The sequence below is a fragment of the Citrobacter sp. Igbk 17 genome, from assembly GCF_028069775.1.
In the GTDB taxonomy this organism is placed as follows: domain Bacteria; phylum Pseudomonadota; class Gammaproteobacteria; order Enterobacterales; family Enterobacteriaceae; genus Citrobacter.
Map to the genome: position 1 here is coordinate 13950 of NZ_JANEWI010000035.1, position 16411 is coordinate 30360.

A 16411-nucleotide genomic window follows, 5' to 3' on the forward strand; every position below is an offset into this window, starting at 1 on the left:
AAGAGTAACCCAATAATGTGGATTGAAACAGGGGAGAACCTTCTGTCAGATCAATAAATGGAGGGAATCTGTGGTTTCAGCCCACATCCAACTCAATGTAAATCGCTTTTCTCAGGATATGACTCTCGCCGGGAGCAACATTGCTTTCAGCACATCATTTGTTTCTCCTGGTAGCCGTTATTTACACAGGTGAAGAGTAGGGTTATCCCTGATTTAGCAACAGGCTGTGAATAATGAAGACTGGAATGGTTAGATATTTATAAGGAACAAAAATGCAAAATCCTATTCCCCTTGAAGAAGGGCGCACCTTGTTTGGCCGGAACACTGAGATCTACCAGGAGGGCAGGCCTGATTATCCTGAACGGGTATATGATTTATTGAAAAAACATTGCGGTTCTGAAAACCATTTTCAGGCTTTTGAGATTGGGCCAGGAACGGCGCAGGCAACGGAAAAACTGCTGCATATGGGCTATCAGGTTACTGCAATTGAACCCGACCCGAATTTGGCGATGAAGTTAAACAAACGGCTGGAAGGTTATCCGCAGAATTCATTTACGCTAGTCCATTCCACCTTTGAAGATGCTAAATTGCCAACGAGTTACTTTGATTTAGGTATTGCCGCAACGTCTTTTCACTGGGTTGATCCTGCAAAGGGACTCGAAAAGGTTTTCCAACTTTTACGGTCTGGAGGATGGTTTGCTATGTGGTGGACTGTTTTTGGTGATCCATCCAACATGGACGCTTTTATGCAGAAAACTAATCACTTATTTGCCCCCCTGAGCACCAGCCCTTCGCACAAGGCCGGCTACCGTCACCCCTATCCATTACAAAAAGACGAAAGAATTAACGATCTGAAAAAATCCGGATTTACCGAGATCCTCAGCGAGGAGATCAGATGGGCGTCTCAAATGGATGTCAGACGAACAATCCAACTCGTATCAACATTCTCTCCGGTGGCTCGCCTGAATGAAACGGAGCGTTCAACATTTCTCTGTGAGATAGAGAGAATCATCAATAACGATTTCGGTGGCACGGTTAAGCGCAATTTCGTTACTGCTATTTATCTTGCCAGGAAGCCGGAGTAAAAAACGAGACGTTTATGCGCTCAGGAAAATAGGCTGGTGGGCATGTGACTTTGCTGGAAGAGGAGGAAAGCGGAACCTCCTGCCAGATCGTTAAATCGGAAAATTTAGAGATTTGACAGAAGGTTAGCTGAGAAGGTTACGCAACGTTACGCGTGTGTCCAGCCAGGACGGCCAGCGCATCGCTATTCTCAATCGTGATATATTTACCTTTCACCGCCAGCATACCGCTTTTCTGGAAGCGACCCAGCAGGCGGCTGATGGTTTCAACCGTCAGGCCGAGGTAATTCCCGATATCGCCACGGGTCATCGTCAGACGGAATTCGCGCGGAGAAAAGCCTCGCTGGGCAAAACGGCGGGACAAATTGTAGATAAAGGCCGCCAGGCGCTCTTCAGCATTCTTCTTCGACAACAGCAGGATCATGTCCTGGTCGCCTTTGATTTCGCCACTCATCAGACGCATCATCTGCTGACGCAGGTTCGGCATTTTACCGGACAGGTCATCCAGGGTTTCGAAAGGAATTTCGCATACCATTGACGTTTCCAGCGCCTGGGCAAAGCTTGGGTGATGACCGCTGCCAATTGCGTCAAAACCAACCAGGTCACCCGCTAAGTGGAAACCGGTGATTTGCTCATCGCCTTGTTCGGTAATGGTATAGCTTTTTATCGTTCCGGAACGGATAGCATAGAGTGACTTAAGCTCGTCACCTGCTTTAAAGAGCGTTTGCCCCTTTTGGATAGGCTTTTTGCGCTCGATGATGTTATCGAGCTGGTCAAGCTCATGCTCGTTAAGTGTGAACGGGATGCAAAGCTGGCTGATGCTGCAATCCTGGCAATGGATAGCACAACCGCCAGACTGAATGCGCCGTATAATTCGCTTTTCCGGGATCATAGGTCTGCTCAAGCCGTAATTGATATTTGTCAATTTTAACATCTTTTTGGTGAGCACGTAAGCCTGAGCTACTCCCAATAGAGAATAATTCAGGCATAAGCGAGTTGAATGTTTGTATCTATATGATTAACCGTACTTTATTTGTGGGTGTATTGTGTGGAAGTGTGATGAATAAGGCATTAATTGCCTGGATTCTAGAGTAGTAGATAGCCTTCATGGCGCAATAACCACTCTTTTCGCTGCACGCCACCCGCATATCCAGTCATTGTGCCATTCCGTCCAATCACGCGGTGGCATGGGACGACGATGCTGACAGGATTGGAACCATTAGCCGCGCCAACGGCTCTGGCGGCACCGGGGCGCCCCAGCTGTTCAGCCAGTTGTCCATAATGCATGACCTGCCCGCAGGGGATAGTACGCAACGCTTTCCAGACCTCGCGTTGGAAAGGGGTTCCCGCGGTTGCGGTTTCAAGCGTGTCTATAATGCTGAGATTTCCCGCAAAATACTCTGCCAGCTTATCGCTTAGCCCTCCGGGGTTTTTGGCAGCAATACGCTGATAACCCTCAGAACGATAATGAATATCCAGCAATTGCTCCATACGATCGCGATGTTGATCCCATTCAACCGCACGCAGGCGAAATTGCTCATCACAAATTACCCACAACGGGCCAAGGGGCGTTGCAATGGTGTCTTCAAGTAAGTTCAGCATCCGTTTCTCTCATTACAGGCGGGGTTACACATTATCATGTCAGTGATAGTCGCATCTATACCCCCAAAAACGGATCTTAACTTGTGGGGGTAAGGGAATGTCGCATGGTGCGTTATTGGAAATAACCGTAAACCGTTGTCGGTATAATAGTGCGCGGTTATGATAATGACCGTCGCATAATCGCTGGAGGATGAAACATGAACCTTGATGATGCATCGCTGTTTCTTGACGCCATGGGGGATGTTCAACCACTGAAGGGATGCGCCGATGTTCACTGGCAGCCAACGCGTAATCTTCGCGCTCCGGCACGTATTGATACGCTGCAGCTGGATAACTTTCTCTCGACAGGTTTTCTGGATATCGTCCCGCTGAGCGTTCCACTGGCGTTTCGTCGCGAAGGGGTGCAGCATGGCGTGGCTGACAAGCTGCGAACCGGGAAATATCCGCAACAAGCAAGCCTTAATCTTGTGCGGCAGCCCGTTGAAACCTGCCGCCAGATGCTATTTAGCTTTATTTTACAGGCGCAGCAGGATGGGCTGCGCAATGTCCTGGTGATTCACGGCAAGGGGCGTGATGATAACTCCCATGCCAATATCGTTCGTAGCTACGTCGCGCGTTGGTTAACGGAGTTTGATGATGTGCAGGCTTTCTGCACCGCACTGCCGCATCATGGCGGCAGCGGGGCATGTTATGTGGCGTTACGTAAAACGGCGCAGGCGAAACAGGAGAACTGGGAACGCCACGCTAAACGTAGTCGCTAACCACGGCAGTCATCAGGCAGCCAGCACTCTGTTTCTGCCTTCATTTTTGGCTTTATACAATGCGTCGTCCACGCGCTTAAATAACTCATCAATACTTTCATTGGCTTCGTGTCGCGCCACACCAATACTGACAGTAAAGCGGGGAAGGCCTGGGAGACTCACCTTGGCTACCGTCGCGCGTATGACTTCAGCGAGATTAAGGGCTGCATCTAAAGACGTTCGTGGCAAAAGCAGTACAAACTCTTCTCCCCCCCAACGAAAAACCAGATCGTCTTTTCTTGCACAGGATTCCAGGGTGCGTGCCAGCGCGCAAAGTACATCATCCCCTTTTAAATGCCCGAAAAGGTCGTTAATGCTTTTAAACCGATCGGTGTCGATTAGCAGCAAACTGTAATCCTGCGTTAACGATGTTGTGTGTGTCTGCTCTGGCTCAGTTATCTGATAAAAATGTCGCCGGTTGAGTAACCCGGTTAACGCGTCATGTAAGGCGGCGCGTTCCAGTTCCAGTTCCAGACGTTTTTGCTCGGTAATATCGTGAACAATACACAGCATCAGCTTATTGCCGTAGATTTCGATAGGACCGGCATAGGTTTGTACGTGACGGGTACTTCCATCGGCAAGTCTGTGGACAAAATGTAAGGGCTTATGGCCGCCAGGCAGATGCGCAATCTTATGCATTACCGGCAATATATGGCGCCCCAGCATATTGATTTCCCAGGTATGCTTCTGACACATTACGTCATGATCATAGCCATAGAAATGCAAGGCACTGAGGTTTGCATCCACAATCAATCCGTCGCGTGACGGATCGATAAGCAACATTGGTGCTGAGTTAGTCTGGAAAAAACGGGCATAGAATCCTTGTTTTTTCCGCTGATAGGTGGCAGAGCGGCTGGCTTTCAGACCTTGCGCTGTCGGTGTTTCAATGCCTTCATAGAGGATAACATCACCTATATCCTGAAGCGTCCTGATGGACAAACGACAGGCCAGCGCGATTTCCTCGCTTTCGCGGTAAACCGTGAGGATCTCCACAATGTCATGATGATTGCGCAAATCACTGAGATACATAGGTAAATCATTTTGTGCGTGCGTGGAGAATGTGCCTTTTCTGAGAGGGGGGAAACACGGGGCCTGCATCAGTTCCCGTGCAACGGTATTGGCGAACACCAGTTCTTCGGTATGTGGCGAAACGATCCAGACCGGAATGGTTAATAAATCCAGTGAATGCAGCTCGTTTATGCTCATCGATAATCCCGTTATCTTCATATGCTGTGTTGCCGGTTTATTGGCGAATTTTTTTAATTATGCAATCTCACAATGTTATTGATTGTCGGTGAGACAAGGGTTGTACCGTTGGTTTTACTTTTGTGGCGTTTTCAGTTTGTATCAATTCATAGATTTTATGTGCTGGCAGCGGTTTCGCATACAGGAAGCCTTGCAGCACACCGCAGCCCATCTGGGTTAACAGCGCTTCCTGCTCCTGGGTCTCTATACCCTCCGCCACAACGCACATATTCATAGAGTGCGCTATGTCAATAATAGTAGACACGATTTTTGTATTTTTGCTGTTCTCACTAATATCTTTGACAAATATTCTGTCTATTTTTAATTCTCGCGCCGGAAGTGATTTCAGCATCAATATATTTGAATAACCAGTGCCAAAATCATCAATAGAAACGGTGATCCCCAAATCGGCAAATGCGTTCAGGACTTCCACGCTGCGTTTTAAATTTTTAAGTGCCGTACTTTCAGTCAGTTCCAGCGTGAGATGTGCTGGTGAAAGCTGATATTGCGCCAGGGCGTTGCAGACTATATCGACAATATCAGGTTGTTCAAACTGGGCGGGTGACAGATTAACGGCAAGGGTCCACTCCGTGTGGCCTTGTGACTTCCATTGATATAACTGGCGGCATGCCTGCTGGAGAACCCAGGTGCCGACAGGAATAATCAACCCCGTTTCTTCAAGTGCGGGCAGGAATTCAGCCGGCAGCAGAACGCCGCGTTCAGGATGATGCCAGCGTAACAACGCCTCAAAACCCGTCAGAGAGTGATCCCCGGCGGTGTATTTAGGTTGATACCATAATTCGAATTGATTCAGCTCAAGCGCTTGCGACAGTTCCTGCAAGAACGTTGGCGGCGTATCGGCGATAGCCTCCATCTCTGGGGAGTAAATCGCCCAGCCGTTTCTGCCCGCCTGTTTGACATGATACATCGCAGTATCGGCTTTTACTTTTAGCTCATGTAACGTTGAGCCGTGTTCGGGATAAAGACTGCTTCCCGCGCTTAACGAAACACGAATGGTATGTCCAAACAGTGTAAACGGTTCTTTGACGGCGCTGGCAATGCGGGTCATCAGTACCGAAATGGCTTCCCGGTTGCTGTTTGGCACCAGCAGGATAAATTCATCGCCGCCCAGCCTCGCCAGCGTCATGGTGTCATCAAGGCAGCTGTATATGCGTTGTGTGCTGGAGATAAGCAACTGATCGCCAATGTGATGGCCCCAGGTGTCGTTTACGATTTTGAATCGGTCAAGGTCGATAAAGACCAGGGCGAAGTGTTGTTGATGCAGTTTGGAATGACGCAGGCAGGTCTGTAAGCAGGCGTCTATTTGCGTTCGATTGGCAAGGCCGGTCAGCGCGTCGAAGTGGACCTGGTGCTCAAGCTGGCAGTTCAGTTGATGCAGGTTATCGGCCAGTCTTGAGGTACGTAGCTGAGAATCCACCATCGAAATGACCAGCATAAGACCCAGAATCACCAGCGTGACGGCGCAGACCCAGATAGAGAGCTCCAGTGTGCTCAGCCCATCATGTGCGGTGTGTCCGAAATGAGTGAAGGTGGCCGCCCCCATCCCGGTGTAATGCATTGAGGCAATCGCCAGTGCCATTACCAGAGCGGCAATAAGTCGGTTTATTAATGCGCGTCGGGTATTTTGCCGCAGATGAAAAGCTAACCACAGGCCGATCCCAGACGCGATAATGGCAATGACCACGGAAAGTAAAATGAGTGAGAATTGCCAGCGGATAGCAACATATTCAACGATAGCGACCATGCCAACGTAGTGCATGGCCACAACACCAGTGCTTAATAGGCTTGTTGCAACAATAAGCCGCCTGGTCGAAAGCGTTTGACCTGATATTGCAATATTGATGGCAAGCGTCGCGGAAATGAGAGCGATCAAAAAAGAAAATGCCGTGAGCGAAAAGTGATAATTAATCGGCATGCTCATTTTCATGGCCAGCATGCCAATAAAATGCATCGACCAGATCCCCATCCCCAGCGTTGCACCGCCAGATAAACGCCAGAAAGTCGATTCCCGACGACTGGAGATCGCCACTTTCCCTGCGCTATCGAGGGCAATAAACGAAGCAATGAATGCGACAACAAAGGAAATCCCAATCAGTACAGGGTCCCATGACACGTGCAACATCTTACTACCCATCGATAAAAAACCGTGATGATAAATCTAGCAGATTCTGTCCAGTTAACCTGGTAAAACCCGGCGCGTTCTTATTTTCCTGTCAGCAGTATTAGTCTGAGCCGCTATAACGGTGGAATATGTGATGTTCGCTTATGAAAACATTCACCATATTTATGGTTTGGTGTATTTTTGTTCGTATTGTGCACTGGGTGACAATAGTCTGGCAACTGGCGTGAATGCCAGCTTATGCGGGATAAACAACCAGACTAATGTAAACTGGTAGTGTGATAGTGCGCTTTAAGTGAAAAGGCGACATGCTCTCATTGAAAATGGAACTTTCGGTATCGCGGAATGGCAATCTGCATTGCAGGTGCTATAAAAAATAATACTCCGCGTTATTCTTTGGCAGGCAGGATTAAAATGTTAAATAATATAAGCGTCAGGACGTTTATTATTTTATTTCTGGTATGTACCGTAGTTGCCCTCAATATCGTTGAGGTAATATTATCTGCAGGGTTTGATGTCATTATTGGCACTGATGTGGTTTGTACTATCTCACTATTATATTTATGGTGGTATATGACAAAATATCTCGTCGTGCCGATTAATACGGTAAAAGAAAGCATTGAAGAGGTGACCGCAGGGAATCTGGCGATGAGTATTCCTGAGTTCGGTAATAACTGTGCAGGCAGACTTATTCCGGGAATTAACAGTCTGGCGAGTAATATTTCTACGTTAGTCAGTGAGATCAGAACCTCTTCGCGGACCGTGATGACGCTTTCCGAACAGCTCGCAGAGCGTAGCGCCGAATTGTCCGTAAAAACAGAACAGCAGTCTGGCGCGTTAATGCAAACAGCTGCAAATATGGATGAGATAGCGGTTAGTACGCGCAATAATGCAGATAATACGCAAATGGCGAGCGCCCAGGCAAATATTGCGACACAATCTGCTCGCCAGGGGGGCGATTTAATGGTGCAGGTCGCCACCAATATGCGCTCGATCACCGACTGCGCTCAGCAGATGACTGAAATTATCGCGTTAATCGATGGTATTGCATTCCAGACGAATATTCTGGCATTGAATGCGGCGGTTGAGGCGGCGAGAGCCGGCGAACATGGCAAAGGTTTTTCTGTCGTTGCAGGTGAAGTGAGAATATTGGCACATCGTAGCGCAGAAGCGGCAAAGAGTATTAAACGGCTTATCGATGAAACGCATTACAATGTCCAGCAGGGTGCGGCGGTTGTACGTGAAGCCGAAAAGAACATGCAGGATATTGTGGGTGGTGCTGGGCAGCTAAATCAGCTGATGGCGGAGATATTAACAACCACACGGGAACAGGAAAACGGGATCACCAGAATTACCCAGGCTCTGACCGAACTGGAAAACGTGACGCAAAGTAATGTCAGCATGGTCGATGAATTATCTGATTCGTCCGGCATCCTGAAAAGTCAGGTGAATGATCTTCTGTCACGTACACATAAATTTCGCTTAAGTAAAAATATGTCTGTCGAAACAACCACGATCTTGCATCGAGATCCCCCTGTTTCCGGACTACGTCAACGGGTTAAATACGGTTCTTCATTTTAAGATTCAACATCTGCTCGCCACAGCGCCGAACCCGTCGGCGCTTTTTATTTTCTTGAACACTTTTATGAATCATTTCAGCATAATGGGACAATGCGATATTGCTTAACATATACTGAAGACTAGACTAACGAAAAGTTTGAATGTTTATGGAGGCGCTGTGGAAGCCATTAAGGGAACCGAAGTTAATGTGCCGGATGCCGTGTTTGCCTGGCTGCTGGATGGTCGCGGTGGCGTGAAACCGCTGGAAGACAACGATGTTATCGACAGTGCGCATCCGTGCTGGCTGCATCTTAATTACACCCATTCTGATAGCGCGCAATGGCTGGCGACAACGCCTCTGCTTCCTAATAATGTGCGTGATGCACTGGCGGGAGAAAGTACTCGCCCGCGCGTAAGCCGGGTCGGGGAAGGGACGCTGATTACGTTACGCTGTATTAATGGCAGCACCGACGAACGCCCTGACCAGCTTGTCGCCATGCGCTTATATATGGACGAACGCCTGATTGTCTCAACGCGTCAGCGTAAAGTGCTGGCACTGGATGATGTGGTGAGTGACTTGCAGGAAGGGACGGGACCGTCTGACTGTGGTAGCTGGCTTGTGGATGTTTGTGATGCCTTAACCGATCATGCCAGTGAGTTTATCGAACAATTGCATGACAAAATTATCGATCTGGAAGACAACCTGCTGGACCAGCAGATCCCGCCTCGCGGCTTTCTGGCATTGCTGCGTAAACAACTGATAGTCATGCGGCGTTATATGGCCCCTCAGCGCGATGCTTATGCGCGCCTGGCGAGTGAACGTTTACCGTGGATGACTGACGATCACCGACGTCGGATGCAGGATATCGCCGACAGGTTGGGAAGAGGGCTGGATGAGATTGACGCGTGCATCGCCCGGACGGGCATTATGGCGGATGAAATTGCTCAGGTTATGCAGGAGTCTCTGGCGCGAAGAACCTATACCATGTCGTTGATGGCAATGGTTTTTCTGCCCAGCACATTTTTAACCGGCCTGTTTGGCGTCAATCTCGGGGGGATTCCCGGTGGCGGCTGGCAGTTTGGTTTTTCACTATTCTGTATTCTGTTAGTTGTCCTGATTGGTGGTGTTACTTTATGGTTGCATCGTAGTAAATGGTTGTAACAACTACATTTTTTAGCGACTTTCGTGAGTGAAAACGGCTAAGTTTTTGAGCGAGGTCAATAAACCATCTACCTATTCGGGGCAATATCTCTCTCGCAGGTGAATGCAACGTCAAGCGATGGGCGTTGCGCTCCATATTGTCTTACTTCCTTTTTTGAATTACTGCATAGCACAATTGATTCGTACGACGCCGACTTAGATTAGTCGGCTTTTTTTTGCCTGCAGGAAACCAGCGTCTACCCTAAAAGGGTCAGTCTGACTCACTGGAGGGTAATATGACCTGCTTATTCGCCCCGTTGCAGTTGCAACGCCCCCATTCCGATACTGTCCCCACCGACCCGGTTCCGATTCCCGACTCGATACCTCGTCCGCAACCTATGCCGGACCCGTCACCGGATGAAGAGCCGATTAAATTGTCGCATCACGGGCGCAGATCTGCGAGGATACGCGCCTGCTGAATGTGAGTTTTTACCGCGAGATTAAATTGTGACCGCTTTTTCAACCCTGAATGTTTTGCCTGCCGCCCAACTCGAGAATCTTAATGAGCTGGGTTATCTTGAAATGACGCCTGTTCAGGCTGCCGCGTTGCCGACAATCCTGGCAGGAAAAGATGTTCGCGTGCAGGCAAAAACCGGCAGTGGCAAAACGGCCGCGTTTGGTCTTGGCCTGTTACAGCATATTGATGCTGCGCTGTTTCAGACTCAGTCGCTGGTACTGTGCCCAACACGCGAACTGGCTGACCAGGTCGCCGGTGAATTGCGTCGATTGGCGCGTTTTCTGCCAAATACCAAAATTTTAACGCTGTGCGGTGGTCAGCCCTTTGGCGCTCAGCGTGATTCTCTGCAACATGCCCCACACATTATTGTTGCCACGCCGGGGCGTTTGCTCGACCACCTGCAAAAAGGCACCGTCTCCCTTGATGCGTTGAATACGCTGGTGATGGATGAAGCCGACCGGATGCTGGATATGGGATTTAGTGATGCGATTGATGATGTGATCCGCTTTGCGCCAGCGTCACGTCAGACACTGCTGTTTTCCGCAACCTGGCCGGAAGCGATTGCCGCGATCAGTGGTCGCGTACAGAACAACCCGTTAACGATTGAGATTGATACAGTCGATGCGTTGCCAGCGATTGAACAACAATTCTTTGAAATCTCCTCACACGGCAAAATTCCGCTGTTGCAAAAATTGCTTAGCCAGCATCAGCCGGCATCATGTGTGGTTTTCTGTAATACCAAAAAAGATTGTCAGGCTGTTTGTGATGCACTGAACGCAGCAGGGCAAAGCGCATTATCGCTTCATGGCGATCTTGAGCAACGCGATCGGGACCAGACGCTGGTACGTTTTGCCAACGGCAGTGCTCGTGTGCTGGTTGCCACTGATGTGGCGGCGCGTGGCCTGGATATTAAATCGCTCGAGCTGGTGATTAACTTTGAACTGGCATGGGATCCGGAAGTTCATGTACACCGTATTGGACGTACTGCCCGTGCGGGTAACAGTGGTCTGGCGATTAGCTTCTGTGCGCCGGAAGAAGCGCAACGTGCCAATATTCTGTCCGAGATGCTGCAACTGAAGCTGAACTGGCTACCCGCACCGGGTAATGGCTCAATTCTGCCGCTGGAGGCTGAGATGGCGACGCTGTGCATCGATGGCGGTAAAAAAGCGAAAATGCGGCCTGGTGATGTATTAGGGGCATTGACCGGAGATATTGGTCTGGACGGGGCAGATATCGGCAAGATTGCCGTGCATCCGGCGCATGTCTACGTGGCCGTTCGCCAGTCTGTGGCACATAAAGCGTGGAAGCAACTGCAGAACGGTAAGATCAAAGGCAAGACCTGCCGGGTTCGTTTATTAAAATAAATGCCCGTAGGCGTGCCTGATGGCGCTCCGCTTATCAGGCCTACAGCGCTTGTGCACGTTGTAGGCCTGACAGAGGTTTACTTCACTTCCACCACGTTCAGACGCAACTCATCTAACTGGTTTTCATCTTCTTCCGGCTGCCAGCCTGCTGGTTGCAGTGGGATCTCTTCACGATCGAATGCCAGATCACCGCCATCTACCACTTCTGAACCGTGCTTGATGCCTTTAAAATCGAACAGATTAATATCGCTCAGGTGAGAAGGCACCACATTCTGCATCGCACTGAACATCGTTTCAATACGACCTGGATAGCGCTTGTCCCAGTCACGCAGCATATCAGCGATCACCTGACGCTGCAGGTTAGGCTGTGAACCACACAGGTTGCACGGAATAATCGGGAAGCCTTTCGCTTCAGAGAAACGCTCAATATCTTTTTCGCGGCAATAGGCCAGCGGACGGATCACAATATGCTTACCATCATCGCTCATCAGCTTCGGCGGCATACCTTTCATTTTTCCGCCGTAGAACATGTTTAAAAACAGTGTTTGCAGGATGTCGTCGCGATGGTGTCCCAACGCAATTTTTGTGGCACCTAATTCAGTTGCCGTGCGGTACAAAATGCCGCGGCGCAGACGGGAACACAGAGAGCAGGTCGTTTTGCCTTCAGGGATTTTATCTTTGACGATCCCGTAGGTGTTTTCTTCGACAATTTTATACTCAACACCCAGTTGTTCCAGATACTCCGGCAGGATGTGCTCCGGGAAGCCCGGTTGTTTTTGATCCAAATTTACTGCGACCAAAGAGAAACTGATCGGGGCACTTTGCTGCAAATTCCGCAGGATTTCCAGCATGGTATAGCTATCTTTCCCACCGGAAAGACACACCATAATGCGATCGCCGTCTTCGATCATATTGAAATCGGCAATAGCTTCACCCACGTTACGACGCAGGCGTTTCTGTAATTTGTTCAGGTTGTATTGTTCTTTCTTTGTAACTTGTTGATTATCTTGCATTATTACCGTTCTCAAAAACCAAAAGGGGCATGTAAGGGGCAAACTTCCATCACAGGGCGAGTTTGTTATTCAACATGGCAACCTGATCGCCATTCATTACTTCAATCCATGTACTGTAGACTTCGTACACCATTTGCGCGTTTTCATGCCCCATCTGATTAGCTATAAATGATGGATTCGCTCCAGCCGATAACAGCCAGCAGGCAAAAGCATGCCGCGTATGGTACGGATTACGGCGACGAATACCAGCACGTTTTACAGCTGCGATTTATTTGATTCCGATACTACTCACAGAGTAGTAAGGTTTCTGCTCGCCTACACCCAGGCATTGGGCCACAATTTGACAACGTTGAGCTCGTCCTTGCAAGCCATCGGCACCGCAGGTTTTTTATGCCATCGCCATGGGTAGACCTATAGCAATGGCTAAAAGATCACTTCTTACAAAGGATGCGCAACTCTTTGCGGTTGAAACCACCTTCTTTCGATAAATCTTGATAACCGTTGGGGCAAACTTCATTAGCTTTTGAATAGCAAATATTCCATCCGGTAGCCGCCCCACATTGGATATCGTACTCACTTGAACCATCTGGGCGTTTAATTTCCTGGGATGTGGAACATGCAGCAAGAAGGCATACTCCCATGAACACTATTAGTAATTTCACTTATCGTCTCTCTTCATTGCCTGTCGGCATTTCCAAAGGTAAATTAATGGCACTCGACGCAAAGCAAGACACGTTTTCCGCGAGTATCTCATCAATTAAAGCGCCACACAGGTGGCCATCAAAAGTTGACATCCGGAACAGGATTGTCGAGCTCAAGAATAATTGAAGTTAGGTATTGGGTATTGATGCTGATTATGTATTGCGTTACTTACTGCAAATCTAACAGATGGACAGAGGGACAGCTTTGTGTATCCAGTGTTCGAAGTGGTATCAATAATGCGAGAACGGCAATGTTTGATGGCAGTTCGTCAATGTAATCATATCTGTAGGGTATCAGATACGCGGGGTTTATTGATTTATCAACTGCACCATATATCATCTGTTCGAAAAAATTCGATGATAAAGGCTGGCAATGAAAAAGTTGATGATGATTGTTTTACTCCTTTCTTCTGCTGCAACGGAAGCTAATGTTCAAAGAATTGCATGTAGTTTTGATGTAAATGGCTCTGGGCGTGAGTTAGTCGCAGAACGAAGTGAAGCGCAGGGAGAGCGGGTGCTGACTGTTAGAGGAGATGGTTTTACGCCTTCTGATACGGGGCAATGGATAAGAGATAGCCAAAAAGGAAGGGTTTATCTTGAAAACTGGAAAGACGCTAAGGGTAACACAGCGCAACTGTACTCGAACTCAAACGATCAACTTGATAGCGGACTGGTTGTATACCATAAAGATGGCAGCGAAAGTCTTTACTCTTATCTGTGTTCATTTGTGGATTAATCATCTCGGTACTACTCAATCAGAGCACTGATTTTTTACCTTCCGCACGGTATGCGTTATAGCAACCAGATAGCTTAATCTGCCGACATGGAACCATCAGCTATTTTTCCCTCCAGGTCAGGAATCGCGGGGTAAACGAGGGAGAAACAAAAAGCCCGCAACGGTGTGCGGGCCAGACAGCTTAGCGGACTACCAGTACCGAACACTCTGCATGACGCACCACGGCTGCGGCGTTAGAGCCCAGCAGATAAGTGGTGATGTCCGGCCGGTGTGAGGCAATAATGACCATATCGGCCGGTAATTTTTTAGCGATCTCCAGGATTTTATCTTTCGGCGCACCTTCAGCAACGTGAACATGCACTCTGTCCGTTGGGATATTGAACTTCTTGATAATCTCTTCCAGTTGAGATTTCGCTTCGGCTTTCAGATCGTCCATGGCCGGTAACTCCGCCGAGTAGGCCAGTCCCAGGGAAGCGTAATAGGGCAGTGACGGAATAACGGTCAGAAAATGCACCTGCGCATCGTCAATTTTTGCCTCTGCTTCAACATGGGCAATAACGCGTTGAGTTAATTCTGAGTCTGAAATATCGATGGGTACAAGAATCGTTCTGTTCATAAAACCTCCTGTTTAAGTATCCACGTAAAGCTTACCGCGTAATGGCACTTTATGTACAATGACAAAGATCACATTTTGGCATCACTTTATTTTGATTTCAGGAAATTTCCCTTTTATAACCCCATCATAAAATCGGCCCTTAGAGACCACGCTAAGGAAATCTTGAAAAATACGCGCAGGGACATGTTGATACTGCAATGTAGTTAGTTGATGAAAGCGAATTTCAAGTGTGCGCGAGGATTCGTCATAGCCGACGGATGCAATACGGGATGATTTAACGGGGTGATGATTCATTGCAGGTATCCTCTACTACAGGTATTAATGCAAGATATCATCTATCAAAGGTGTGTTTTAACGCAACAGATATAACGTTTTGATCTGGATAAAACAGAATTGCTATTAATGAAAGGATAGCCCGCTGTTGCCAGCGGGCTGACAGAGACAGATTAGAACTGGTAAACCATACCCAGTGCCACAGTGTCATCGGTAGAGATGTCGTTGCCAGCGTAGAAACTGTCATCTTCGTCCAGCAGGTTGATTTTGTAATCAACGTAGGTGGAGAAGTTTTTGTTGAAGTAGTAAGTTGCACCTACATCAACGTATTTAACCAGATCTTTGTCGCCAGTCGTTCCGTTCGGGTTGCCTGCATTGCCTGCCAAAGAAAGGTCTTTACCTTTAGACATCAGGAAAGAGACTGCCGGGCGCAGACCGAAGTCGAACTGGTACTGTGCAGTCACTTCGAAGTTCTGAGTTTTGTTTGCAACAGTATAATCGCTACCATTTGAGCCGCCATACGGGGTCATATTACGGGTTTCAGAATACATGGTTGCTAAATAGATGTTGTTCGCGTCGTATTTCAGACCGGCAGTCCACGCATCCGCTTTGTCGCCGCCAGCAGTGGATTGATTTACCTGCTCGTTTGTACGATCGGAAGAGGTATATGCTGCACCGAAGCTTACGCCCATACCCAGATCGTAGGTAGAGGAGATACCGAAACCATCACCGTTGGAATGTTTCAAATTACGGCCATCGTTGTTGGTACCTTCCTGGCCATTCTGGTTTTCATTCTTACCCTGATATTGCAGCGCAAAGTTCAGACCATTAACCAGACCGAAGAAGTCGGTATTACGGTAGGTTGCAACACCGTTAGCGCGGCCGGTCATAAAGTTATCTGAGTAAGTGTAGGAGTCACCGCCGAATTCCGGCAGCATATCGGTCCAGCCTTCCACGTCGTACAGTACGCCATAGTTACGACCATAATCGAATGAACCGTAATCGCCGACTTTTAAGCCTGCAAATCCCAGACGAGTCCAGGCGTTTGAACCTTCAGATTCAGTGCTATTAGCCTGAACCTGATATTCCCACTGACCATAGCCGGTGAGCATATCGTTAATCTGAGTTTCGCCTTTGAAGCCACCACGAACATAAGTCTGATCGCCATCGCTGCCTGAATTATCAGAAAAGTAGTGCAGGGCATCTACTTTTCCGTAGAGATCTAACTTATTGCCGTCTTTATTATAAACTTCAGCAGCGTGAGCAGCGCCAGCAGCTAACAGTGCAGGAATTACGAGTGCCAATACTTTTCTGTTCATTGAAATAATCCTTTAGTTTTTTTATTAACCTGTGACTACCCGTGTAGGGAGTAAAAGCATGCTAAAGGAGAAGTTCCGTAAAGAGATAAATATGAATTGTTACGTCTTAAGTAAAACCTTAAATAAATAATTCTGTTGAAATGATGATAATTATCATGAATGTTTTGTTGTGAAAATATATAAAATAAAAATTATACAAGAGGGGGTTATTGCGTTATTCTGCGCAGGTTATATGCCTTTATTGTCACGATTTAATTTATTTTCGTTGGTATGTTGGCAGGAATGCCTACTACCCAGCGAAT

At 48.0% G+C, this 16411-nt stretch carries 15 protein-coding genes and 1 pseudogene; 7 read left to right on the forward strand and 9 right to left on the reverse strand.

Translation table 11 applies throughout. From position 1 onward, the window contains the following. The first annotated feature begins 272 nt into the window (after positions 1 to 272). Positions 273 to 1085, forward strand: coding sequence for a class I SAM-dependent methyltransferase (locus NNO08_RS18330; protein WP_271457268.1), 813 nt, complete (start codon positions 273 to 275; stop codon positions 1083 to 1085). A 136-nt stretch (positions 1086 to 1221) separates the two neighbouring features. On the opposite strand, the gene fnr is transcribed toward NNO08_RS18330, so the two are convergent. Both fnr and ogt read right to left on the reverse strand, forming a co-directional pair. Further along, the gene (gene fnr, locus NNO08_RS18335) at positions 1222 to 1974 is read right to left on the reverse strand and encodes a fumarate/nitrate reduction transcriptional regulator Fnr (RefSeq protein ID WP_003020397.1); all 753 of its coding nucleotides are present in this window, start codon (positions 1972 to 1974) and stop codon (positions 1222 to 1224) included. Between the two features lie 194 nt (positions 1975 to 2168). Then, positions 2169 to 2684: a methylated-DNA--[protein]-cysteine S-methyltransferase gene (ogt, locus tag NNO08_RS18340; protein WP_121584698.1), complete on the reverse strand. Its 516-nt coding sequence runs from the start codon at positions 2682 to 2684 to the stop codon at positions 2169 to 2171. A gap of 197 nt (positions 2685 to 2881) precedes the next feature. On the opposite strand from ogt, the gene smrA reads away from it, so the two are divergent. Then, the gene (gene smrA / locus NNO08_RS18345; RefSeq protein ID WP_271457269.1) at positions 2882 to 3445 is read left to right on the forward strand and encodes a DNA endonuclease SmrA; all 564 of its coding nucleotides are present in this window, start codon (positions 2882 to 2884) and stop codon (positions 3443 to 3445) included. Positions 3446 to 3457: 12 nt separating this feature from the next. Here the strand turns inward: smrA and NNO08_RS18350 are convergent, their stop codons facing one another. Together NNO08_RS18350 and NNO08_RS18355 are read right to left on the reverse strand one after the other, a co-directional pair. Then, positions 3458 to 4690: a GGDEF domain-containing protein gene (locus tag NNO08_RS18350; protein WP_271455568.1), complete on the reverse strand. Its 1233-nt coding sequence runs from the start codon at positions 4688 to 4690 to the stop codon at positions 3458 to 3460. A 67-nt stretch (positions 4691 to 4757) separates the two neighbouring features. Next, positions 4758 to 6872, reverse strand: coding sequence for a putative bifunctional diguanylate cyclase/phosphodiesterase (locus NNO08_RS18355; protein ID WP_271457270.1), 2115 nt, complete (start codon positions 6870 to 6872; stop codon positions 4758 to 4760). Between the two features lie 411 nt (positions 6873 to 7283). Here NNO08_RS18355 and NNO08_RS18360 point away from each other — a divergent pair, with 411 nt between their 5' ends. The 4 genes from NNO08_RS18360 (at position 7284) to dbpA (ending at position 11451) form a co-directional block, all read left to right on the forward strand. Then, the gene (locus NNO08_RS18360; RefSeq protein ID WP_271457284.1) at positions 7284 to 8450 is read left to right on the forward strand and encodes a methyl-accepting chemotaxis protein; all 1167 of its coding nucleotides are present in this window, start codon (positions 7284 to 7286) and stop codon (positions 8448 to 8450) included. Positions 8451 to 8607: 157 nt separating this feature from the next. Next, entirely contained in the window at positions 8608 to 9591 is a 984-nt protein-coding gene (zntB, locus tag NNO08_RS18365; protein WP_005126644.1) for a zinc transporter ZntB, read from the forward strand. A gap of 275 nt (positions 9592 to 9866) precedes the next feature. After that, positions 9867 to 10049, forward strand: a complete 183-nt coding sequence (gene ynaL / locus NNO08_RS23230) for a proline-rich small protein YnaL (protein WP_071887346.1) — start codon at positions 9867 to 9869, stop codon at positions 10047 to 10049. 28 nt (positions 10050 to 10077) lie between these two features. After that, the gene (gene dbpA, locus NNO08_RS18370; protein WP_271457271.1) at positions 10078 to 11451 is read left to right on the forward strand and encodes an ATP-dependent RNA helicase DbpA; all 1374 of its coding nucleotides are present in this window, start codon (positions 10078 to 10080) and stop codon (positions 11449 to 11451) included. A 77-nt stretch (positions 11452 to 11528) separates the two neighbouring features. Here the strand turns inward: dbpA and ttcA are convergent, their stop codons facing one another. After that, positions 11529 to 12464, reverse strand: coding sequence for a tRNA 2-thiocytidine(32) synthetase TtcA (gene ttcA, locus NNO08_RS18375; protein ID WP_061067980.1), 936 nt, complete (start codon positions 12462 to 12464; stop codon positions 11529 to 11531). 49 nt (positions 12465 to 12513) lie between these two features. Further along, positions 12514 to 12780 (reverse strand): annotated as a pseudogene (locus NNO08_RS18380) (tyrosine-type recombinase/integrase); the annotation flags it as partial. 758 nt (positions 12781 to 13538) lie between these two features. On the opposite strand from NNO08_RS18380, the gene NNO08_RS18385 reads away from it, so the two are divergent. Continuing rightward, complete coding sequence (locus NNO08_RS18385) at positions 13539 to 13901, forward strand: hypothetical protein (RefSeq protein ID WP_271441980.1); 363 nt, start codon at positions 13539 to 13541, stop codon at positions 13899 to 13901. 181 nt (positions 13902 to 14082) lie between these two features. Here the strand turns inward: NNO08_RS18385 and uspF are convergent, their stop codons facing one another. The 3 genes from uspF to ompC all read right to left on the reverse strand — a co-directional run bounded on the left by uspF (position 14083) and on the right by ompC (position 16109). Then, positions 14083 to 14517, reverse strand: a complete 435-nt coding sequence (gene uspF, locus NNO08_RS18390; RefSeq protein ID WP_003833207.1) for a universal stress protein UspF — start codon at positions 14515 to 14517, stop codon at positions 14083 to 14085. An 81-nt stretch (positions 14518 to 14598) separates the two neighbouring features. Next, positions 14599 to 14811, reverse strand: a complete 213-nt coding sequence (locus tag NNO08_RS18395; protein ID WP_271441981.1) for a KTSC domain-containing protein — start codon at positions 14809 to 14811, stop codon at positions 14599 to 14601. Between the two features lie 152 nt (positions 14812 to 14963). Beyond that, positions 14964 to 16109 (reverse strand): porin OmpC, encoded by a 1146-nt coding sequence (gene ompC, locus NNO08_RS18400; protein WP_271457272.1) that lies wholly within the window; start codon positions 16107 to 16109, stop codon positions 14964 to 14966. Positions 16110 to 16411 lie beyond the last annotated feature (302 nt).

Bases quoted from the DNA above. Each gene is read 5' to 3' on its own strand.
- NNO08_RS18330 (WP_271457268.1), top strand. From the start codon at position 273: ATGCAAAATCCTATTCCCCTTGAAGAAGGGCGCACCTTGTTTGGCCGG.
- NNO08_RS18355 (WP_271457270.1), bottom strand. From the start codon at position 6,872: ATGTTGCACGTGTCATGGGACCCTGTACTGATTGGGATTTCCTTTGTT.
- fnr (WP_003020397.1), bottom strand. From the start codon at position 1,974: ATGATCCCGGAAAAGCGAATTATACGGCGCATTCAGTCTGGCGGTTGT.
- uspF (WP_003833207.1), bottom strand. From the start codon at position 14,517: ATGAACAGAACGATTCTTGTACCCATCGATATTTCAGACTCAGAATTA.
- ttcA (WP_061067980.1), bottom strand. From the start codon at position 12,464: ATGCAAGATAATCAACAAGTTACAAAGAAAGAACAATACAACCTGAAC.
- NNO08_RS18385 (WP_271441980.1), top strand. From the start codon at position 13,539: ATGAAAAAGTTGATGATGATTGTTTTACTCCTTTCTTCTGCTGCAACG.
- ynaL (WP_071887346.1), top strand. From the start codon at position 9,867: ATGACCTGCTTATTCGCCCCGTTGCAGTTGCAACGCCCCCATTCCGAT.
- smrA (WP_271457269.1), top strand. From the start codon at position 2,882: ATGAACCTTGATGATGCATCGCTGTTTCTTGACGCCATGGGGGATGTT.
- ogt (WP_121584698.1), bottom strand. From the start codon at position 2,684: ATGCTGAACTTACTTGAAGACACCATTGCAACGCCCCTTGGCCCGTTG.
- NNO08_RS18350 (WP_271455568.1), bottom strand. From the start codon at position 4,690: ATGAGCATAAACGAGCTGCATTCACTGGATTTATTAACCATTCCGGTC.
- NNO08_RS18395 (WP_271441981.1), bottom strand. From the start codon at position 14,811: ATGAATCATCACCCCGTTAAATCATCCCGTATTGCATCCGTCGGCTAT.
- ompC (WP_271457272.1), bottom strand. From the start codon at position 16,109: ATGAACAGAAAAGTATTGGCACTCGTAATTCCTGCACTGTTAGCTGCT.
- NNO08_RS18360 (WP_271457284.1), top strand. From the start codon at position 7,284: ATGTTAAATAATATAAGCGTCAGGACGTTTATTATTTTATTTCTGGTA.